The 20,348-nt window shown below is 66.7% G+C and carries 15 protein-coding genes and 1 tRNA gene; 4 read left to right on the forward strand and 12 right to left on the reverse strand.

Annotated elements, in window-relative coordinates; translation table 11 throughout:
• Window positions 1–619: 619 nt before the first annotated feature.
• The 9 genes from ACQY8B_RS00970 to ACQY8B_RS01010 all read right to left on the reverse strand — a co-directional run bounded on the left by ACQY8B_RS00970 (window position 620) and on the right by ACQY8B_RS01010 (window position 11,298).
• Window positions 620–988, reverse strand: a complete 369-nt coding sequence (locus tag ACQY8B_RS00970) for a hypothetical protein (RefSeq protein ID WP_422084992.1) — start codon at window positions 986–988, stop codon at window positions 620–622.
• Window positions 978–1,568 carry a hypothetical protein gene (locus ACQY8B_RS00975; protein WP_422084993.1) on the reverse strand — a complete coding sequence of 197 codons (591 nt, stop codon included), beginning with the start codon at window positions 1,566–1,568 and terminating at the stop codon, window positions 978–980. Before ACQY8B_RS00975 ends, ACQY8B_RS00970 begins: the two co-directional genes overlap by 11 nt.
• A gap of 558 nt (window positions 1,569–2,126) precedes the next feature.
• Window positions 2,127–2,201, reverse strand: a tRNA-Arg gene (locus tag ACQY8B_RS00980).
• 61 nt (window positions 2,202–2,262) lie between these two features.
• Window positions 2,263–6,351, reverse strand: coding sequence for a translocation/assembly module TamB domain-containing protein (locus tag ACQY8B_RS00985; protein WP_422084994.1), 4,089 nt, complete (start codon window positions 6,349–6,351; stop codon window positions 2,263–2,265).
• Between the two features lie 10 nt (window positions 6,352–6,361).
• Window positions 6,362–8,299, reverse strand: a complete 1,938-nt coding sequence (locus ACQY8B_RS00990) for an autotransporter assembly complex protein TamA (RefSeq protein ID WP_422084995.1) — start codon at window positions 8,297–8,299, stop codon at window positions 6,362–6,364.
• Between the two features lie 67 nt (window positions 8,300–8,366).
• Window positions 8,367–9,554, reverse strand: a complete 1,188-nt coding sequence (locus tag ACQY8B_RS00995; RefSeq protein WP_422084996.1) for a vWA domain-containing protein — start codon at window positions 9,552–9,554, stop codon at window positions 8,367–8,369.
• A gap of 25 nt (window positions 9,555–9,579) precedes the next feature.
• Window positions 9,580–10,167, reverse strand: a complete 588-nt coding sequence (locus ACQY8B_RS01000) for a GNAT family N-acetyltransferase (RefSeq protein ID WP_422084997.1) — start codon at window positions 10,165–10,167, stop codon at window positions 9,580–9,582.
• A 26-nt stretch (window positions 10,168–10,193) separates the two neighbouring features.
• Window positions 10,194–10,439: a hypothetical protein gene (locus ACQY8B_RS01005; RefSeq protein ID WP_422084998.1), complete on the reverse strand. Its 246-nt coding sequence runs from the start codon at window positions 10,437–10,439 to the stop codon at window positions 10,194–10,196.
• Between the two features lie 4 nt (window positions 10,440–10,443).
• A complete protein-coding gene (locus tag ACQY8B_RS01010) occupies window positions 10,444–11,298 on the reverse strand; it encodes an AAA family ATPase (protein WP_422084999.1) in 855 nt (284 codons plus the stop codon).
• Between the two features lie 160 nt (window positions 11,299–11,458).
• Between ACQY8B_RS01010 and ACQY8B_RS01015 the strand changes: the two genes are divergently transcribed.
• The gene (locus ACQY8B_RS01015) at window positions 11,459–12,151 is read left to right on the forward strand and encodes a c-type cytochrome (protein ID WP_237676073.1); all 693 of its coding nucleotides are present in this window, start codon (window positions 11,459–11,461) and stop codon (window positions 12,149–12,151) included.
• 68 nt (window positions 12,152–12,219) lie between these two features.
• Here ACQY8B_RS01015 and pcaG read toward each other — a convergent pair whose 3' ends face one another.
• Complete coding sequence (pcaG, locus tag ACQY8B_RS01020) at window positions 12,220–12,828, reverse strand: protocatechuate 3,4-dioxygenase subunit alpha (protein ID WP_422085000.1); 609 nt, start codon at window positions 12,826–12,828, stop codon at window positions 12,220–12,222.
• Window positions 12,829–12,845: 17 nt separating this feature from the next.
• On the reverse strand, window positions 12,846–13,571 hold the full coding sequence (gene pcaH / locus ACQY8B_RS01025; RefSeq protein ID WP_422085001.1) for a protocatechuate 3,4-dioxygenase subunit beta: 726 nt from the start codon (window positions 13,569–13,571) through the stop codon (window positions 12,846–12,848).
• A 104-nt stretch (window positions 13,572–13,675) separates the two neighbouring features.
• Between pcaH and ACQY8B_RS01030 the strand changes: the two genes are divergently transcribed.
• On the forward strand, window positions 13,676–14,665 hold the full coding sequence (locus ACQY8B_RS01030) for a LysR substrate-binding domain-containing protein (RefSeq protein WP_422085002.1): 990 nt from the start codon (window positions 13,676–13,678) through the stop codon (window positions 14,663–14,665).
• 104 nt (window positions 14,666–14,769) lie between these two features.
• On the opposite strand, the gene ACQY8B_RS01035 is transcribed toward ACQY8B_RS01030, so the two are convergent.
• Window positions 14,770–15,204, reverse strand: coding sequence for a DUF1841 family protein (locus tag ACQY8B_RS01035; RefSeq protein ID WP_081271722.1), 435 nt, complete (start codon window positions 15,202–15,204; stop codon window positions 14,770–14,772).
• Between the two features lie 312 nt (window positions 15,205–15,516).
• Between ACQY8B_RS01035 and ACQY8B_RS01040 the strand changes: the two genes are divergently transcribed.
• Window positions 15,517–19,659, forward strand: a complete 4,143-nt coding sequence (locus ACQY8B_RS01040; RefSeq protein ID WP_422085003.1) for a hypothetical protein — start codon at window positions 15,517–15,519, stop codon at window positions 19,657–19,659.
• 84 nt (window positions 19,660–19,743) lie between these two features.
• Entirely contained in the window at window positions 19,744–20,247 is a 504-nt protein-coding gene (pal, locus tag ACQY8B_RS01045) for a peptidoglycan-associated lipoprotein Pal (RefSeq protein WP_422085004.1), read from the forward strand.
• The last annotated feature ends 101 nt before the right edge of the window (window positions 20,248–20,348 follow it).

The following is a 20,348-nucleotide window of genomic DNA, read 5'->3' on the forward strand; positions in this document are numbered from 1 at the left end:
TCGGCTGTTGGATGATGACAAATCCGAAATCATCGAGGGTGTTTCAAGTACGCGTTCAGTTTGCGCCTCTTGGCGCTCTTGTCGGCACTGGCAGTTCATCGGCTGCAAGGCCGGGAAAAATTTCAGACGTGTGCTCAAGTTGGGCGGCAGACAGCCGAGTGCGATCCCTTCCATCTGATTAGTGGTCGCGAATCTGTGCCGGGCAGACCTGAGGCACCGGCGAGGACTGAAGGGCTGGCCGCAGTCACCCTTCGGTGCTCAGAAGCTGCGCTTCGTCGAGGAAGGAAACTCCCCCTCGGATCTAAAGCGTTTGTCAAGTTCGAAGCACACTTGAACTACAAAGTGGCAGAACGTTGTGCGAGATTGCCGACGGCGGGGCACAGTGATGTCTACGACCTGATGGGGCATGTAAACGGGCCGAAGCGTTTGAAGCGTGCTGAGTCCAAAGCGATGCGCATCTATAAGATGTTGAATAAACGAGCGTGTCGCAGATACTGCGCCGGCCTATCGGCGATAGCAGCAAAGCGACCGATGGCCTGTGCACGTTGGCTGAAAAATTGAGAGGCCGAAGGGCGTACGCGGCTTCTGGCGTTTTCAGATGGCTGTAAATGCCAGTAAATTAAAGCATGCCATCTATTGATTTAATTAAATTTTCAACGATTCCTTCCACATCGTTTGCCTGCCTTCTGGCTTCTCGATAAAGAGCTTCCATTACCTTGAATGATGATGGCATGATCTCCTTGAGTTCCTCGTCACTAAAGCTGTCAATCCATTCGCTAGAAATAAGATTTTTTCCATTCGTGATTGAAAGAAAATAATCCGGATCGGCTTCATAGTCATAGGACGATGCATCCTGGATTATGCTTAGTTTGAATTTCCCCAAAGTCGTGGCGTAAGAATTGTTAGTTTCCTTTTCCCATTTGATTTCTTTTTCTTTTGTTTTGTCGGACAGCCGATTTAGCAGTGTTGCGACTCGATCAAGCTCCATTTTTTACCTTTCTTAATTTTGCAGAATTCGCCTTATCTGCGAAGTCTATCGCCATTTTTGCTTGCCGGTATTTTGCTTTTGCCTTGGTTTCATCATCTTTTAGATGCTTGAAATCATGTGGGCCTTTTCTTGCAAAAACCTCAATGCTTTCCATTAACTCTATTAATTCAGAGTCAATTTTTTCTGTCATTTTTATCTCTGCCGAGATTGCAACAATTTCATCTTGGAGGTGAGCTAGGCGACTCCAATCATCAGAGTTGTAAACATCTCTTGCGACTTTTAGTCGACTTGATAAATCCGTCAGTCTTGAAGTTATTTCAATTTGGTCTCGGCTTTTTAGCGCTGTGCTTGCCGCAATTTTGGCGGCTTTTTTTGCAGAGGTGGCCTGAAAAGCCGCGTAAATTGTAATTAATATTCCAAGTAGGCCGGTAATGTCTCCAACGTGATAGGTAGTCAAAGATGACCCGAAACTTCCGAAGGCATCTTTAGAGGGCTCTTGCTTTAACTCTGGTCTTGGAGTTATGCCTTCTTTGAGTGACGGAGTAGGTGCAATGTCTGGGTTCTTTTCTGCCAAAATCACCTCGTATTTTTTGTCTATTGCTCTTGGTGGCAAGATTTGTAAATCACAATGAGCGAATGTACCTTAGTCTTGAGTTCGAGAGAGTGGGGGATTCCCGTTCTTCGCTGACTTCAGAGGCGGAGCATATCGATCGAGAACGCGCTGCTGCAGTTTTCTGCAGAGCATCTCGACATGGCATCGTTGACGACGAATTTCAGCGCAGGCACCTACTCAGTGCGCTTAGCGCGGAAAGTTGATTCCACACATATCATTTTTAAACAATCGCCACGAAGACTGGGGCCATGAAACGCTCAGACGTTCATGAAGGAGCAGTGGGACCGCCGTACATGAAATTCTGGGGGGCCACGCTTTATGAAGCTGCAGGGAGCGGATACCGGAAGAAGGCTATTTCCGTCTGCGCGTCGCAGCCCGCAGACTTGCTGCATTGCCGCGCGGATCGAAAATCCGTTCAGCTAGCGTGTCACGATGTTTGATAAGAGTGCCTGCGGAGGGCATTCGAGCAGCGAATGAGGTGGCCATTTGCCTCAAGTCAAAAGCCTCTAAAAATCAACGGCTTGCTGGTGCCTTCGACAGGAATCGAACCTGTATCTGAGTCTTAGGAGGACCCCGTTCTATCCATTGAACTACGAAGACGGAGGGTGGCGGCCCGCACTTTACCAGCTTGGCGGCGCGCCTTCCCTGCACCGGACTTCGATCAGTCGTACTTCACCGTATAGATCAGATCCAACCCGCTCGTCTGCCCCGCCTGCCCCCGCAGCGTGAGCTTGGTGGTCAGGTCGTAGAAGATGAACAGCGTGCCGAAGGTCCCGCCGATGCTGCGCTCGTAGGTGATGTAGAAGTCTTTCGACAGCCGCTTGCCCAGCGTCACCGCCGATTCGCGCAGGTCGCCCCCGCTGCCCGGTCCCTTGAAGCCCAGTTCGTCCAGCCCGAAGCGGCTGGCCAGGCTGCCGCCCGAGCCGCTGCCGCCGATCTTGCCGAGCAGCGACAGCGCGGCCTGCTGCAGCAGCGCCGATTCGCCGCCGCTGGTGGCGGATGCGCGGCCCAGAATCACCCATGACAGGGTTTCTGCGTCCGACAGGGCGGGCTCGGAGTACAGCTTCACGCGTGGCGACTGCGCGGTGCCGGTGATCTGCACGCCCGCACGCTGCGACAGGTTCGGGCGGATGGCCAGGATGTCCAGCGCGGGGTTGTCGAAGGGGCCGTTGAAGCGGGCCACGCCGGTTTCCACGTCGAGCTGCTGGCCGTAGGCGCGGTACTGGCCCTTCACGGTCTTCACTTCACCGGTGATGCGCGGCGGCGCGTTCAGCAGGGTGCTGCGGATTTCCAGGTCGCCTTCCAGGCGGGTGGTGATGCCGCGGCCCTGCACCGCAAAGTCGTCGCCCAGGTCGAAGTTGACGACGATGTCCGGCGGCTTGGCGGTCTGCGGCTTCGCGGCCTGGGCATCGGCACGCTCCGATTCGCGCTGTGCCGCCTCGGCGGCCTCGCGGTCCTTGGCGGCGGAACGCACGACGACGTCGCTGCCCAGGCTGGGCGCGGTTTCGTCGGGCAGGATGATGACGGCGCGGTCGGTCTTGAGCTTGCCGCGCACGGTGAACTGGCCGTTGTCCAGCCTGGCCTGCAGGTCGCCCGACAGCGTGACTTGCCTGTCGGTGCGCACCAGCACCCGCAGCGCGCGCAACTGGCCCTGCATGGCCATGCGCACGCCCGATGCGGTGCCGCTGGCCGGGCCCCAGCTGAGGTCGCCGCTGGCCGAGAGGGTGCCGCCGTCGGACCGGGCCTCGCTGGCCGCGGTGCTGCGGTTGCCGCTCTGGCCGGCAATGCGCGCGGAGCTGCCGGCGCCGCCCTTGAGCGTGAATTCGGTGATCTCGACGCGCTCGCCGTTCAGCGAGGCGCGCAGCCGGCCGTCGCGCAGGTCCAGCCCTTCGACCGGCGCGCGCAGCGCGAGCTTGTCGGCGCCCAGGGTGCCGTTCCAGCGCGGCACGGCGCGGTTGCCCGACAGGGTGGCGGCTGCGTCGAGCGTGCCGGCAATGCGCCAGCCCGGCGGCGCGAGCATCGACCACACACCCAGGTTGGGCAGGCTGGCCTTGATGGTGCCGCCCAGCGGCGCGTCGGGCGCCCACTGCCAGCCGCCAGCGCGCTGCTGCACGCGGGTGTCGATGTCGGCGTTGATCTTGCCGGCGCGTTCGCTGTCCCACGCCAGGGTGGCACGCACGGCGTCGCCCTGCGCGTCGAGCCGCAGCTCGGCCTGGCGCAGGCCGGCCGGGGTGCTGGGTGCTTCCACGCCGTTGGGGGCGGTGGCCGAGTTCATGGTGCGTTCGCTGGCGGTGCCCGTGCCGGTGCTCACGATGCGCGTGACCAGCGCGGCCTCGCCGGCCTGCACGCGGATGTCGCCGCTCTGGCGTGCGATGCGGGCCTTGGCGCGCAGCGTGTCGCCGGCGTCGATGTCCCAGTCGCCGTCGAACATCAGGTCGCCGCTGATGCCGTATTCGCCCAGCGTGGTGTTGGCGCCGAGCGCGCCGGCCCAGGCCATCGGCAGGCCCTGCAGCTGGCCCTTGGACTGCACGCGGAACACGCGGTTGGGCGCCGCGCCGCTCTGGCTGAAGCGCAGCGGCTGCCAGTCGATGCGCACGGTGCCGGGCACGGGGCCGCGCAGGGTGGCAGCGGCGGCGGAGGCTTCCACGTCCAGGCGCGCGGCATTGCCGCTGGTGCTGCGGATGGTGGCCGTCACTTCTCGGCTCAGTTCCAGCACCCAGGGGGCGCCGGGGCGGGCGCTGTCCTGGGCCTGCAGGCGCAGGCTGGCGAGCGCGGCGCGCCACTGGTCGGTGCCAGCGAGGCCGCCGCTGGCGCGGGTGTCGATGGTGAATTTCTGGGTGCCGGTGGTGGCTTCGCCCTGCAGCGTGAGGCTGGCTTGCGCGAGGCTGCCAGCGAGTTCGGCGCGCAGGCCGTTCAGCTGCACGGCGGTGGCGGCGGCGCCGGGCTCCGAGGCCGGCAGGTGCAGGTCGAGCCGGGGCACGCCGAGCATGGCCTTGAGCGTCGGCTCGGCAATGCCGCGCTGCGCCGGCGCGTTCGCGTTCTGCAGGCGGCGCTGGATGGTCTGCCAGCCGCCCTGCCAGCTTGCGTCGAGCTTGGCCGAGCCCTTGGCGCTGGCGTTCGCGAACACGTTCGACAGCCCTGGCAGGCCCTGCACCCAGCGCTGCACGGCGTCGGCATCGTCGATGCTGGCCTTGATGTCGCCGCCGCCCGTGGTGGGCGCGATGCGGCCTTCGACCTGCGCGCTGCCGCCCGGCAGCACGAGGTTGAGCTTGCCGCTGCCGGCCTGGTCGGCCACGCGCACCTGCAGCTTGCCGTCGAGGCTGGCGCGCTGTGCTTCGATGCGCAGCGTGCGCAGGTCGAGCACCTGGTCTTTCCACTGGCCCTGGGCCAGTGCGCGGTCGAGCGCGAAGCCGGGCAGCGCCTTGCTGCCGGCGCCGCCTTCAGCGCGCAGCGCGGCGTCGAAGCTGATGGTGCTTTCTTTCTGCTCCGCCTTGATCGTGCCGCTCACCGGCGCGCCGGAAAGCTCGCTGTACAGCGAGCCGGGCCGCACGCCGCGCACGGTGGCCTGGGCCTGCCAGGGGGCGGGCGCGGGGCTCCACTTGCCGGCCGCGTCGATGCGGCCGCCGCCTGCGCGCACGGTGGCTTCGGGAATGGTCCAGCTGGTGCCGTCGAAGCCGACGCGGGCCTGCACCTGTTCGACTGGTAGCTTCTCTTCGTCCCACGGGCCGGCCACGCTGTTGCGGATGTCGGCCGAGGCCTTCCATGCGGCCGGGCCGGTGTCGGCGTCGGGCGTGAGTTCGACGGTGCCGGTGAGCCGGGTCTCCGGCGCGCCGGGCCACAGGCTGGAGGCGTCCACGTTGCGCAGGTCGGCCTTGGCGTCGATCACCGGCTGCGGCAGCCACGGCGCGATCTGCGCCTGCAGCCTGGCTTCCATCGGGGCGTCGGCGTTTTCCTCGGCGGGCTTGAGTTCGGCGGCCACCTGAAGGCGCGCCTCGGTGCCTGCGAGCGTGCCCTTGACGGTGGCTTCGGCCAGCACGTCGATGTCGTGGTCTTCGGCCAGCGGCGCCTTCACGCGCCCGTTGAGCGAGGCGTCGATCGCCATTGGCGCGGGGCCCTGCAGCTTGACGCGCGCGCTGTAGTGGCCGTCGGCAATGTCCACGCCCTTGACCTCGAGCGCATGCTCGGCGGCCTTGTAGCTGTAGCTGCCCGACAGGTTGAGCGCCTGCAGCGCGGGCGGGCCGGCCCAGCGCACTTCGTCGATGCGGAAGGGCACGTCGACGTCGACCGGAAGCGCGAGCTGCTGCAGCGGCTCTGTGGGCTTGTCGCTCGGCGGGCCGCGCTTTTCTATCAGCACCTGCCTGGCATGCACCTCGCCGAGCTGCACCTTGCGCTGGAACAGCGGCGCGAGCTGCCAGCCGATGGTGGCGTCGTTCACTTCGACGGCGATGCTCTCGCTCTGGTACTTGAGCCAGCCGATGTGGCCGCCGGTGCGCAGCGAGCCGGTGACGTCGCGGCTCTCCAGCGTCTGCCCGGCCGGCAGGCGCTGCGCCGCCTGTGCGAGCGCGAAGGCCAGCGACTTGTTCGAGCCCAGCCACCACCACGCGCCCGCGCCCAGCAGCAGCACGGCCACGAGAAGGCCGAGCACGGTCCAGGCGAATGCGCGCAGCGCGCGGCGCGTGCGCGAGCGCCGCACGACGGGGGGCGGCGTCGGCGTGGCGGCGGGATCGGTGTTGTTGGCGTCGGTCTGCATCGGCAGGCAATCAGAAGTTGAAGCCGAGGCGGAAGTGCAGGCGGAATCTCTTGCTGTCCACGCCGTAGGCGAGGTCGGCCTGCACCGGCCCCACCGGGCTGCGCCAGCGCGCACCCACGCCCACGCCCACCTTGGGCTTGAGCTCGGCGGGCTTGTCGGCCACGGCGCCGGCATCGACGAACATCACGCTCTCCCAGTCGGTGAGCTTGTTGTTGTAGACGAAGGGGCGCTGCCACTCGACGCTTGCCACGCCCAGGTAGCGGCCGGCCACGGTCGTGCCGTCGGCGCGAACGGTGCCGATCTGCTTGTAGCTGTAGCCGCGCACGGTGGTGTCGCCGCCGGTCAGGAACATCAGCGTGGAGGGAATCTGCGCGGTGTCCTTGGCCGCCACCGCGCCGCCTTCGAGCCGCAGTTGGACGCGGCTGCGGCGCGCGTTGGTTTCCTTGTCGTCGCTCGAGCCCAGCGGCACCACGCCGAGCCAGCGGGCGTAGGTGCGGGTGAAAGGCGTCTGCTCGCCGGTGAGCGTGTAGCCCGCGGCCACTTCGAGCGCAAGGCCGAAGCCGCGCGAGGGCGCGGAGTTGTTGTCGAAGTAGCGCCCGGTCCAGCCCCAGTTGGCGGTGACGGCGGAAGCCGAGGGCGGCGCATTGGTGCCGCGGTTCTGCGAGTAGTCGTACTGCAGGAAGTAGCTGCGGTCGATGTGGTCGCTCGACTTGTTGCGCCCGCCGCGCAGGCGTCCGCTGTCGACCACGTAGCTGCCCGACTGCTCGCTTTTCAGCTCCGCGCCGGAGAACCAGCGCCAGCCGTGGTCGTCGGGAATGGCGTTGAGCTCGGTGCTGAGCGACTTGATGTCGCGGTCTACCGACAGTCGCGACACCGCGCGCCAGCCGAGCAGCGGCACCTGGTTGTGGATGTGGTCGACCGACAGGCGCGGGCCGTTGTCGGTGGTGAAGCCGGCGCCCAGCACCACCTTCTGCAACGGCGCCTCGCGCAGTTGCGCGATGACGGGCGCGGCCAGCGGGTTGCCGCTTTCGGTGTCGAGCGTGAGGAACACCGAGTCGTAGTAGCCGCTGCTGGCCAGCCTCTGCTGGGCGTCGAGCAGCTTCTGCTGGTCGTAGTCCTGGCCGCTGGGCAGGCGGGCGATGCGGCGCGCGCCGTCGGGGTCGTAGCGCTGGATGCCGTGCAGCACCAGCGGACCGAACTTGTAGGCCGGCCCCGACTGGTAAGTGACGCTCAGGCGCGCTTCGTGGCGGTCGGCATCGACCTCGGCGCGGCTGATTTCGATATTGCCGGTGGGAAAGCGCTTGGCCGTGAGGCTGCGCAGCGCGGTGGTCTTGGCCTCGTCCCAGGCCTGCTGGGTGAAGGGCTGGCCGGCGCGCAGGGCCCAGCCGGTGCGGATCGAATCGCGCTGGGCTTCGGCCGTGGCTTCATTGGCAATGGGGCCGCCGTAGCTGATCTGCACGTTGCTCACCTTGGTGATCTCGCCGGGCGAGACGCTGATGACGATTTCGCGCGGGGCCTTGGCGCCCTGGGGCGTTTCGTTGAGTTCGAGCGTCAGCGTGGGGGTGAAGTAGCCGAGGGTGCCCAGCAGCTCGCGGGCATTGGCTTCGGCGGCCACCATGAGGCGGGAGATTTCGGTGGCGCCGAGGTCGTCGAGCTCGCGGTAGCGCTGGATTTCCAGGTGCAGCGCGAGGTAGTCGCGCACGGCCTCGGGGCCGCGCACGTCGACGGTGAAGGCGTCGCGCTTGTCTGCCTTGTCCTTCTTGTCGTCTGTGTTCTTGTCGTCTTTGGTGGTATCGGCGGCGCTGCCGCCGCGCACGAGGCCGGCCACGGGCTTGCCTTCGGACGGCTCCTTCTTCGGCAGCAGGCTGCAGCCTTGCAGAAGCAGGACGCCGGAAAAAAGCAAAGCCGGCCACCACGCCGGCAAGGAAACTGGAACCACCCTGAACATGGGCGGATTCTGACAGCAAGCCCGGCCGGTTCCTGAAGGCCCCGCCAGATCGCCGGCTTCGTCCTACTTACTTCGACAGCATGCGCATGGCCTCTTCGAGGCCGCGCAAGGTCAGCGGATACATGCGGTTGGACATGAGCTGCTGCATCACCGCGATGCTCTGGCGGTACTGCCACACGCCCTGCGGCTCGGGGTTGATCCACGCGAACTTGGGGAATGTGTGGGTGAGGCGCTGGATCCATTCGGCGCCGGCCTCTTCGTTGTTGTATTCGACGCTGCCGCCGGGCTGCAGGATCTCGTAGGGGCTCATGGTCGCGTCGCCGACGAAGATGAGCTTGTAGTCCTTGTTGTACTTGCGCAGGATGTCCCAGGTCGCGAACTTCTCGGAGAAGCGGCGCTTGTTGTTCTTCCACATGAAGTCGTACACGCAGTTGTGGAAGTAGAAGAATTCAAGATGCTTGAACTCTGTCTTCACGGCCGAGAACAGCTCTTCCACGCGCTGGATGTGTTCGTCCATGGTGCCGCCCACGTCCATCAGCAGCAGCACCTTGACGTTGTTGTGGCGCTCGGGCCGCATCTTGATGTCTAGGAAGCCGGCGTTGGCCGCGGTCGAATGGATGGTGTCGTCGAGGTCCAGCTCTTCCTCATGGCCCTCGCGCGCGAACTTGCGCAGCCGGCGCAGCGCGACCTTGATGTTGCGCGTGCCCAGCTCCTGCGTGTCGTCGTAGTCCTTGTAGGCGCGCTGGTCCCACACCTTCACCGCGCTCTTGTTCTTGCCCGCGCCGCCGATGCGGATGCCCTGCGGGTTGTAGCCGCCGTTGCCGAAGGGCGAGGTGCCGCCGGTGCCGATCCACTTGCTGCCGCCCTCGTGGCGCTCCTTCTGCTCCTCGAAGCGCTTCTTGAGCGTTTCCATGAGCTCGTCCCAGCCCATCTTCTCGATCTTGGCCTTCTCTTCGGCCGTGAACTCGCGCTCCAGCGTCTTCTTGAGCCAGTCGAGGGGCACTTCCTTGGTGAAGTCGGTCAGCATCTCCACGCCCTTGAAATAGGCGGCGAAGGCGCGGTCGAACTTGTCGTAGTGCTTCTCGTCCTTCACGAGCGCGGTGCGCGAGAGGTAGTAGAAATCGTCGATGCCGTAGGCGCCGTCGGAGTTCGGCCCCACCACGTCGGCCTGCAGGGCCTCGAGCAGCGTGAGGTATTCCTTGACCGACACCGGCAGCTTGGCCGAGCGCAGGGTGTAGAAAAAGTCGATGAGCATGGGGTGCTCCTTGTGTGTCTGTCAGTCAGCCGCGCGGCTTGTCGAGCAGGTACAGCAGCTGTGCCTTCACCTCGGGCCATTCGCCCGCGCGCAGGCTGTACATGACGGTGTCGCGGATGGTGCCGTCGCGGCGCATCGCATGGCCGCGGATCACGCCGTCTTTCTTCGCGCCCAGGCGCTCGATGGCGTGCTGCGACGCAAAGTTGAAGTTGTCTGTGCGCCAGCCCACCACGTTGCAGCCCAGCGCGTCGAAGGCATGCGTGAGCATCAGCAGCTTGCAGGTGGTGTTGACGTGGGTGCGCTGGCAGCGCGCGGCGTACCACGTGTAGCCGATCTCCACGCGCTTCACCGCCGGCAGGATGTCGTGGAAACTGGTGCTGCCGAGCACTGTGCCGGTGGCCTCGTCGGTCACGGCGAAGGCGAAGCGGTCGGCGGTCTTGAGCGCGGTCTCGATGTAGGCGCGCGTGTCCTGCGGCTCGGGCACGGAGGTGACGCGCAGCTTCCACAGTTCGCCGTCGGCGGCCGCGGCGCGCAGGCCTTCTTCGTGTTCGAGCGACAGCGGCACCAGCGCGAGGCCGCGGGCCTTCAGCGTGACAGGTTCGACGAACGCCATCTTCAGCACCTTCTCTTTGTGATTCTTCAGCCGCGCGGATCGCCGTACTTGTGCACGTACCAGACGCGCGCGGCCTGTGCACCGGCACCGCCGCCCAGGCCGATCAGCGCAATGCCGAAGAGCTCGCGCTTGTTGTACTCGCCGCTGCCGAAGGCGTCGAGGCCCAGCAGCAGCCCGAGCCCGCGACCTAGCATTGCGCCCACCATGAAAAGCACCGCCTGGGCAATGCCCAGTTTCATGAGCTGCTTGGTGGAGTGTTTCTGGCCGCTCATGGGTTCAGCGGTTGTTGCGTTGCATGAAGACGAGCTTCTCGAAGAGCGTCACGTCCTGTTCGTTCTTGAGCAGCGCGCCCACCAGCGGCGGCACGGCGACCTTGTCGTCCTTGCTCTGCAGTGCCTCGAGCGGAATGTCTTCGGCCACCAGCAGCTTGAGCCAGTCGAGCAGCTCGGAGGTGGAGGGCTTCTTCTTCAGGCCGGGCAGGTTGCGCACGTCGTAGAAGGTCTTCATCGCGGCGGTGAGCAGCTCCTGCTTGAGGCCGGGGAAGTGCACCGCGACGATGTGCTTCATCGTCTCCGCGTCGGGGAACTTGATGTAGTGGAAGAAGCATCGGCGCAGGAAGGCGTCGGGCAGTTCCTTCTCGTTGTTCGAGGTGATGAACACCACGGGCCGGTGCTTGGCGCGGATGAGTTCGCGCGTCTCGTAGCAGTAGAACTCCATGCGGTCGATTTCTCGCAGCAGGTCGTTCGGGAATTCGATGTCGGCCTTGTCGATCTCGTCGATCAGCAGCGCCACCGGCTGGTCGGCCGTGAAGGCCTGCCAGAGCACGCCCTTGATGATGTAGTTGTTGATGTCGCTGACGCGCTCGCCGCCGTCCAGGTCCTTGAGCTGCGAGTCGCGCAGGCGGCTCACCGCGTCGTATTCATACAGGCCCTGCTGTGCCTTGGTGGTCGACTTGATGTGCCACTGCAGCAGCGGCAGGCCGAGCGACTGGGCCACTTCCTCGGCCAGCATGGTCTTGCCGGTGCCGGGTTCGCCCTTGACGAGCAGAGGACGCTTGAGGGTGATGGCCGCGTTGACCGCGAGCATCAGGTCTTTCGTGGCGACGTAATTGTCTGAGCCCTGGAATTTCATGAGTGAGATGAGTGGGACTGAGGCCGGGGTGGAGAAAAGAACACACTCGATTTGCGTCGTGCGGCCTCAGGGTTGGCCTGCACAGGGTTCCAGGGGACCCCTGCATATAATCGAATGTTGATCCGAAAAACTGTACTCTCCACGAGATTGTGCGCGCAAAATGAACAAGTTGTTGACCACGATGTTTGCCCTTGCTGTCGCTTGCGTGACGGTCTCGGCTGAAGCCCAGCAAGTCACTGGCAAGGCCCAGGACGGAGCAAAGAAGGTAGCCATGTGCGTGGGCTGCCACGGCATCATCGGCTACCAGGCCAGCTTCCCCGAGATCCACAAGGTGCCGATGATCGCCGGCCAGAGCGCCACCTACATCACGGCCGCGCTCACCGCGTACAAGGGCGGCGACCGCAAGCACCCCACCATGCGTGCCATTGCCGACACGCTCACCGAGCAGGACATTGCCGACCTCGCTGCCTACTACAGCCAGCTCGGCCTGAAGGACGGCGGCGCACCGCCCGCCACGCTGGCCAAGGCCACGCCCGCCAACGTCGAGGCGCTCATCACCCGCAACGCCGACAACAGCTGCACCAAGTGCCACGGCGCCAACTTCAACACGCCGAACGACGGCACCGTGCCCAAGCTGGCCGGCCAGCATGCCGACTACCTGTTCGTCGCGCTCAAGTCCTACCGCGTGAAGAACAACCCGCACCTCGGCCGCTCCAACGCGGTGATGGGCCAGCAGGTCGAAGAGAAGAAGTTCACCACGGCCGAGCTCAAGACGCTGGCCACCTACATCAGCTCGCTGCCCGGCGAACTGAAGACGGTGCCCGAGTCGCGCATCCACCACGGCGCCGAATAAGCAGCCCCGCTTCAAAACAAAAATGCCCGCTGAGAGCGGGCATTTTTTTGTCCGGGATTTCCCTGAGATCAGATGTCGAAGAAGGCCGTCTCGTCCGTACCCTGCATGCGGATGTCGAAGCGGTAGGTCACCGCGCCGCCTTGCTCCACGCGCTCGGCGATCAGCGTGTGACGGCGCTCGGCCGGCACGCTCTGCAGTACTGCGTCTTTCGCGTTGGCTTCGGCTTCATCGCTGAAGTACACGCGCGTGAACGCATGCAGCAGCAGGCCGCGCATCAGCACGATCACATTGATGTGCGGCGCTTCGCCGGGCGACTCTGCACCGGGCTTCACGGTGTGGAACACGAAGCGGTTGCCCTCGGTGGTGCCGGTGCCGACGCGGCCGAAGGCGCGAAAGCCGATGGCGCGCGCTTCTTCGGGCGTCTGCGGATAGCGGCCTTCGCCGTCGGGCTGGCTGATCTCGACCAGCGCGTCGTTGATCGGGTTGCCGTCGCCGTCGATCACGCGGCCTTCGAGGCGGATGCGCTGGCCGCTGGCGTTGTCGAGCGCGAGCACGGCATCGAAGGGCTGGTCGAAGTCGTAGCCGTACTGCGTGGCGGTAAGGCCGTAGGCGAAGTACGGGCCCACGGTTTGCGAGGGGGTCTGGCCGAAGTCGGCTTCCTGTGCGGTCATCAACATGGTTTGCGTCTCCTGGCTCATCGAGTTTCGAAAGGCGTTTCGTCTGCGCCGCGCAGCACGATGTCGAACTGGTAGCCCAGTGCGTAGCCTTCTTCGGTGATGTCGAGGCTGAAGTCGGCGATCAGGCGGTTGCGGTAGCGCTCGGGCGTGCCGGTGACCATGGGGTCGTACTGCAGCAGCGGGTCGCCGGGGAAGTACATCTGCGTGACCAGGCGGCTCGCAAAGCTCTGGCCGAACAGCGACAGGTGGATGTGCTGCGGACGCCAGGCGTTCGGATGGTTGCCCCAGGGATAGGCGCCGGGCTTGATGGTGAGGAAGCGGTAGCGGCCTTCGCTGTCGGTCAGGCAGCGGCCCGCGCCAAGGAAGTTGGGGTCCAGCGGCGCGTCGTGCTGGTCGACCTTGTGCACGTAGCGGCCCGAGGCGTTGGCCTGCCAGAGTTCGACCAGCGTGTTGGCCACCGGACGGCGGCGGTCGTCGAGCACGCGGCCCGTGAGGATCATGCGTTCGCCCAGGGGCTCGCCGTTCTTGCGTGCATTGCGCGTGAGGTCGTGGTCGAACTCGCCGATGCTGTCGTGGCCGTACACCGGCTGCTGCAGCTCGCCGAGCGAGGCCTTCAGCGGAATCAGCGGCTTCTGCGGGCCGCGCTTCACGGTGGACTTGTAGCCGGGGTACACGTAGCTGGGATGGGCTTCCCAGTCGCGCGGGGTGAGGATGGGCGAGCTGCCCTTGGTCTTGGTCAACATGAACGTTGTCTCCTGTCGTGGGACGAATCCGGAAGCCCAGATTCTCGAAGCACCGTTCGATGATGTAAATTGAAGATTGCTCCGTTATCAATAACCAGCAGGCATTGAAAATCCCGACCGATCTTCGCCAGGACTTCTTGCGCAACGTGCAGTTGCGCCATCTGCGCTGCCTCGTCGCTGTGGCGCAGGAGCGGCACCTCGCGCGCGCTGCCGAGCGGCTGGCGCTGAGCCAGCCGGCGGTGTCGAAGACGCTGTCCGAACTCGAGGCCATCGTCGGCACCCGGCTGGTGGATCGCAGCAAGGCCGGCCGGCGCGGCGTGCAGGGCCTCACGGCCGCCGGCGAGCAACTGCTGGCGCATGCGCTGCGCGTGCTGGAGGCGCTCGACGCCAGCGCGCAGGCGGTGGCGCCGGCGGCGGGCGGGCGCATCGAGCGGCTGCGCATCGGCGCGCTGCCGAGCGTGGCGCCGGCCCTGCTGCCGACGGCGCTGGCGCGGTTGCGCGACGGCTGGCCGCAGGTGCAGATCGTGGTGAAGAGCGCCGCCAACGGCGCGCTGCTCGACGAGCTGCGCGCCGGCGAGCTCGACCTGGTGGTCGGCCGCATGAGCGATCCGCGCCTGATGGGCGGCCTGAGCTTCGAGCTGCTGCACACCGAGCCGCTGGTGTTCGCGGTACGGGCGGGGCATCCGCTGGCGCTGAAGGCGGCGTCGGTGCAGGCGGTGCTCGGCTATCCGCTGGTGGTGTACGGCGAAGGCACGATCCCGCGCCACAACACCGAGAGCTTTTTGTCGGCCCGCGGCCTGGTGCTGCCGACCAATGCGCTGCAGACGCTCGACGTGGCGGTGGCGCGCGCGCTGGTGGCGGTGTCCGATGCGGTGTGGATCACGCCGCTGGGCGCCGCGCGTGGCGAACTGGCCGAAGGCCGCCTGGTGCGGCTTCGCATCGAGACGGCGGGCACCGAGGAGCCGGTCGGCCTGCTGCAGCGCAGCGATGCCGAGCCTTCGGCATTGCGCGCCGCGATGGCCGCGCTGCTGCGCGAGGCGGCCAAAGAGCAGGGGGCGGTGCCACCAGCGGCCAGACAAAAGCGCGGCGGCTAGCCGGTTTTCGCCAGGAACGCCGCGGAACCGGCTTTGCCGGGCCGCAGGTGTTGCCCCCTGCAAGGGGGTTGGCGAAGCGACACGAAGTGCGCGCAGCCTGGGGGTCAGTCCTTAGTCGCCCGGCGCTGCACGCAGGCGACGTAGCCTTCGCCGTCCGGCGGCCTGCCGGCGCGCTGGCTCTCCCACATCATCTGGCCCAGGCAGTCCATTGCCTCGTGGTGCGCATGCAGCAGCGAGCCGCGCCGCGCGGCCAGCAGCTCGACGGCCTGGCGGATGCCGCGCGGCTGGTCGATCGAGCACTGCTCGCTGATCGACAGGTGCATCGACAGATGAAGGAACGGGTTCTCGCGCCCGTTCGATCCGTCATAGACCCGCGCGACCGCCGCGTCGGCATCGGCCAGGTCCTCGTGATATTCGGGGTGCTGGTCGATCCAGCCGGCGGCGATGGTCTCGAGCGCTTCCATCGGCAAGCCCTGCCGGTGCTTGGCGTACACGTCGCAGAAGAAGCGGCGCACGTCTTCCTGGGAGGGGTTGAACATATATAGATAGGTGCGAGAAGGGTAGGGAAGGCGAAGAGGGGTGAAGACGGGTGAGGAGGTCAGCCGAAAGGTCGCTTTTTCGGGGGCTCGATGTGTCCGGCGTTCCGGTGACGAAGCGTTACGCCGTAACGTAACGAATCGCGAAATGACCTGCTTACGAGCTGTTTCCACACATGGCCGGCAGGCCGTCAAAAAGAAAAATATCCATAAAAATCAACAGGTTGCGTCATCGGCAAGCAGCTTGGCACGGGGCTGGACCAAAGCGGCACGCTAGTTGCCCCTTAGTAGGCATCTTTTGTCACAGAGGCTGCCATGAACGCTCCACAAGCATCGACCGTTTCGACCGAAGGACTTGCCGCCGCCAATGGCGCAGCTCCTGTTGTCATTGCCCAGGCCACCGTTACTCCGCTCGGCACTCCCGGCGCGTTGAGTTCGGCGGCGCCCGCTGCTGCTGCCGGTCCGGCCAGCATCGGGACATTATCGAATGCCACGCCCGGCGTCGCAGTGATGCGCGACGGTGTCCGCATTCCGGTCGATGGCAATCAGACCCTGATTGCCGGTGACCGCGTGATCGTGCCGCAAGACGGCCACGCCAACGTGCTGTTCCCCGGCTCCGCCACCAACAAGGCGCCGCTGGCCGGCGTCTTCACCGGCGGCACCGACGCCACCATCGGCTCGACCAAGCTGCCGGGCGGCCTCGAACAAGTGAATGTGGATGTCGCCTCGGGCGACCTGCAAGTGACCCCGCCCGACAGCGACGCCGACGCGGCCGCGCTGGCGGTGACCAAGAAGCTCGCTGCCGGCAGCGGCATCGGCCTGGGCGAATTCGCGCTGGGTGCCCTGGGTGCCGCGGCACTGGGTGCCGCGCTCAGCGGCGGTGGTGGTGGCGGCGCGTCCGGCATTCCGCTGCTTGTGTCCTCCGGCGATCCGAACACGCCCACGACCCCGACCACGCCCACCACACCTGACTCCGATGCGGACGCGGACTCCGACGCGGACTCGGATGCCGATGCCGACGGCGACGCGGATTCGGACGCCGACTCGGATGCAGACGCCGATGCCGATGCCGATGCCGATGCCGACTCGGACGCCGATGCAGACGCGGACGCTGATTCGGATGCCGACGCCGACGCGGACTCCGATTCGGATGCCGACGCCGACGCGGACTCCGATTCGGATGCAGACGCTGACGCCGACTCCGACTCGGATGCCGACGCAGATGCCGACTCCGATGCAGACGCCGACGCTGACGCCGATTCGGATGCCGACGCCGACGCCGATTCGGATGCTGACGCGGACGCAGATGCCGACTCGGATGCAGATGCAGACGCCGACGCCGATGGCGACCACCTCCTCGATCCGGGCGACGGCCTCGTCAGCCATGTCGTCGACGGCGTCAGCGGCGCGCTCGGTCTCGGCGGTGCGCTCACCCCCGTGACCCACGTGGTCGATGGCGTGACCGACGTCCTCGACAATGTGCTGTCCCCGCTGCTCGGGACCACCTTCACGCCCAACAACCCCAACGAGTTCGACCCGGTCGACAACACCGTCACCGACGTCACTCACCTGCTGGGCGGCGCGCTGAGCCCGGCGCTCGACGGCCTGCTGGGCGCCGGCGCCACCAACCAGATCCTCGGCACGCTGAACCAGCAGGTCGACTACCTGACCGACGCGCTGCACAACGGCCTGGAGAACCTCATCGGCGACCACGGCATCGTGAGCGGCCTGACCGGTGCCCTGGGCCTCGGCGGCGTGACCGACCAGCTGCTGGGCAAGGACGGCGTCATCGGCGACGTGCTCGGCAACGTGCTGGGCGAAGGCAGCCTCGTGTCCGGCCTGCTCAGCGACAAGGGCCTGGTCGGCGGCCTGCTCGGCCAGGACGGCCTGGTCGGTGGCCTGCTGGGCGACAAGGGTGTCGTCGGCGGCCTGCTCGGTGAAGTGCTGGGCAGCGACGGCCTCGTGGGTGGCCTGCTCGGAGACAAGGGCGCCATCGGCGGCCTCACCGGCGGCCTGCTTGGCGAACAGGGCCTGCTGGGCGGCCTGCTCGGCGAAGGCAGCGCGGTGGGTGGCCTGCTCGGTGACGACGGCCTCGTCGGCGGCCTGCTCGGCGGCGACGGTGCGCTGTCCAACCTGCTGGGCAGCGACGGCCTCACCGGCCAGCTGCTGGATCACGGCGGCCTGGTCGACAGCCTGCTCGGCGAGCATGGCGTGGTGTCCGGCCTGATCACCGACAGCCCGCTCGGCGGCCTGCTCGGTGGCGACAACGGCCTGCTGGGCGGTGCCCTCGGCGGCCTGCTCGGCGACAAGGGCGTGGTCGACGGCCTGCTGGGCGACAACGGCGCGCTGGGCGGCCTGCTCAGCAATGACGGCCTTCTGGGTGGCCTGCTCGGCGACAACGGCGTGGTCGGCGGGCTCCTGGGCGGCGACGGCCTGCTCGGCGGCGTGCTCGGCAACGACGGCCTGGTGGGTGGCCTGCTGGGCAACGACGGCCTCCTCGGCGGCGTGCTCGGCGACAACGGCCTGGTCGGCGGCCTCCTGGGCAGCGACGGCCCGGTGGGTGGCCTGCTCGGCAACGACGGCCTCGTCGGCGGCCTGCTGGGCGACAGCGGCCTGGGCAGCGTGCTCGGCGGCGACGGCCTCGGCGGCGGACTGCTCGGGCCGGACGGCCTGGTCGGCGGCCTGCTGGGCAACGACGGTCTGGTCGGTGGCCTCCTGGGCAGCGACGGCCTGCTGGGTGGCGTGCTCGGCGGTGTGCTGGGCGGCATCGGCAACGGCGGCACGCCGGGTAACGGCGCAGCGCTGCTCGACCCGGTCGACAGCGTCGTCGGCAGCGTGGCCAACGGCCTGAACCACGGCGTTCTCGGCGACCTCGGCCTGGGCGACGTGCTCACGCCGGTGGTCGGCCTCACGGACAGCCTGACCGACACGGTCGACGGCCTGCTCGGCCCGGTGCTCGGCACTTCCTTCAACTCGAACAGCCCCAACGTGCTCGACCCGGTCGACAGTGTGGTGAGCCAGGTGACCGACGGCGTCGGCGGCCTGCTGAGCCCGCTGACCGACCAACTGCTGGGCACGGGTACGACGACCGCGGTGCTGCATGCCGTCGATACGCAGGTGGACTACCTCACGGACGGCGTGGCGAACCTGCTGAACGGCGGCGTGCTGGGCGGTGTGCTCGGCGGCGACGGCGGCCTGCTCGGCGGCGTACTGGGTGACAACGGCGTGCTGGGCGGCGTTCTCGGCGGCGACGGTGGCCTGCTCGGCGGCGTGCTGGGTGACAACGGCCTGCTCGGCGGTGTGCTCGGCGGTGACGGTGGCCTGCTTGGCGGTGTGCTCGGTGACAACGGCGTGCTGGGCGGTGTGCTCGGCGGCGACGGCGGCCTGCTTGGCGGCGTGCTGGGCGACAACGGCGTGCTGGGCGGTGTGCTCGGCGGCGACGGTGGCCTGCTCGGCGGCGTGCTGGGTGACAACGGCCTGCTGGGCGGTGTGCTCGGCGGCGACGGCGGCCTGCTCGGCGGCGTGCTGGGTGACAACGGCCTGCTGGGTGGTGTGCTCGGCGGCGACGGCGGCCTGCTCGGCGGCGTGCTGGGTGACAACGGCCTGCTGGGCGGTGTGCTCGGCGGTGACGGCGGCCTGCTCGGCGGTGTACTGGGCGACAACGGCATCCTGGGCGGCGTACTCGGCGGCAGCGAAGGCGGCCTGCTCGGCGGCGTCCTCGGCAGCGATGGCCTCGTGGGCGGCCTGCTGGGCGGCGGCACCGACGGTGGTCTGCTCGGCGGTGTGCTGGGTGACCACGGCGTCCTGGGCGGCGTTCTCGGCGGCAGCGAAGGCGGCCTGCTCGGCGGCGTCCTCGGCAGCGACGGCCTCGTGGGCGGCCTGCTGGGTGGCGGCACCGACGGTGGCCTGCTCGGCGGTGTGCTGGGCGATCAAGGCGTCCTGGGCGGCGTTCTCGGCGGCAGCGAAGGCGGCCTGCTCGGCGGCGTCCTCGGCAGCGATGGCCTCGTGGGTGGCCTGCTGGGTGGCGGCACCGGCTCGGGTGGCGCGCTCGGTGGTGTCCTCGGCAACGACGGCCTGGTCGGCAGCCTGCTGGGCAACGACGGCCTCGTCGGCGGACTGCTCGGTGGCCTGCTGGGCGGCAGCAGCCCGGTGGCCAACATCCTGCAGCCGGTGAGCAGCGTCGCCAGCGGCGTCACGGACACCGTCAGCTCGGTCGCCTCGAACGTCACGCACGCGGCGTCCGATGCAACGGCGCCGGTGACCGACATCCTGGCCGGCGCGTCCCATGCGGCCGCACCGGTGACCGATGTCGTCACCAGCGTGGTGAACACCGTGGAGCACGTGACCACGCCGCTGGTGACCGACGTCGTGACGCCGATCACCAGCCTGGTCGAACACAGCCCGGCCGGCAGTGCGCTGTCGCCGGTGACCAACATCCTTCACGGCCTGTTGGGCTGATTCACAAGAACAGCAGAAGGAGGGGTGGGGAGCGGAAGCACCAGGGACAGGCCGCCACCGGCCTGTCCCGCGAAAGGATTGGATATGAAAAAGAATTTCCGGATACTGGCCATCGTCGCACTCGGAGCAATCCTGGTCGGCTGCGCGGCCCCCAAGACCGGTCGCGACGACGCGACCTACTACTACTCGAACAAGGGCGCGAGCGCCGTTGCGAAGGTGGAGCCCGCTGCGCCGCCGCCGGTGCAGAACGGCCCGGCGGGCGTGTCGAAGATCGTCTACTTCGACTTCGACAAATACAACATCAAGTCCGAGTACGTGAAGATCGTCGAGGCGCACGCGAGCTACATGCGCAACCGGCCGTCGAGCCGGGTTGTGATCGAAGGCAACACCGACCAGCGCGGCGGCCGCGAATACAACCTGGCGCTGGGCCAGCGCCGTGCCGACGCCGTGCAGCGCGCGCTCATGCAACTGGGCGTGCCGGCCGAGCGCGTCGAGGCCATCAGCTGGGGCACGGAGAAACCCGCGTCGCTCGCAACCACCGAGGAGGGCTATCAGCTCAATCGCCGCGCCGAATTCAGCTACCGCTGAAGCCGGTGCCAAGCGATGACTTCGACGGCAGTTTCCGGTCCGCGCACACGTCGAGGCATGGGCAGATGACGGGCGCGACCGGTTTCCCGCATTCGATCGGG

It is taken from the genome of Variovorax sp. (assembly GCF_965279555.1).
In the GTDB taxonomy this organism is placed as follows: domain Bacteria; phylum Pseudomonadota; class Gammaproteobacteria; order Burkholderiales; family Burkholderiaceae_C; genus Variovorax.

What these genes read in the sequence shown, in the direction of transcription:
- ACQY8B_RS00970 (WP_422084992.1), bottom strand. Translation starts at nt 988, where the DNA reads ATGGAGCTTGATCGAGTCGCAACACTGCTAAATCGGCTGTCCGACAAA.
- ACQY8B_RS00985 (WP_422084994.1), bottom strand. Translation starts at nt 6,351, where the DNA reads ATGCAGACCGACGCCAACAACACCGATCCCGCCGCCACGCCGACGCCG.
- ACQY8B_RS00990 (WP_422084995.1), bottom strand. Translation starts at nt 8,299, where the DNA reads ATGTTCAGGGTGGTTCCAGTTTCCTTGCCGGCGTGGTGGCCGGCTTTG.
- ACQY8B_RS00995 (WP_422084996.1), bottom strand. Translation starts at nt 9,554, where the DNA reads ATGCTCATCGACTTTTTCTACACCCTGCGCTCGGCCAAGCTGCCGGTG.
- ACQY8B_RS01000 (WP_422084997.1), bottom strand. Translation starts at nt 10,167, where the DNA reads ATGGCGTTCGTCGAACCTGTCACGCTGAAGGCCCGCGGCCTCGCGCTG.
- ACQY8B_RS01005 (WP_422084998.1), bottom strand. Translation starts at nt 10,439, where the DNA reads ATGAGCGGCCAGAAACACTCCACCAAGCAGCTCATGAAACTGGGCATT.
- ACQY8B_RS01010 (WP_422084999.1), bottom strand. Translation starts at nt 11,298, where the DNA reads ATGAAATTCCAGGGCTCAGACAATTACGTCGCCACGAAAGACCTGATG.
- ACQY8B_RS01015 (WP_237676073.1), top strand. Translation starts at nt 11,459, where the DNA reads ATGAACAAGTTGTTGACCACGATGTTTGCCCTTGCTGTCGCTTGCGTG.
- pcaG (WP_422085000.1), bottom strand. Translation starts at nt 12,828, where the DNA reads ATGTTGATGACCGCACAGGAAGCCGACTTCGGCCAGACCCCCTCGCAA.
- pcaH (WP_422085001.1), bottom strand. Translation starts at nt 13,571, where the DNA reads ATGTTGACCAAGACCAAGGGCAGCTCGCCCATCCTCACCCCGCGCGAC.
- ACQY8B_RS01035 (WP_081271722.1), bottom strand. Translation starts at nt 15,204, where the DNA reads ATGTTCAACCCCTCCCAGGAAGACGTGCGCCGCTTCTTCTGCGACGTG.
- ACQY8B_RS01040 (WP_422085003.1), top strand. Translation starts at nt 15,517, where the DNA reads ATGAACGCTCCACAAGCATCGACCGTTTCGACCGAAGGACTTGCCGCC.
- pal (WP_422085004.1), top strand. Translation starts at nt 19,744, where the DNA reads ATGAAAAAGAATTTCCGGATACTGGCCATCGTCGCACTCGGAGCAATC.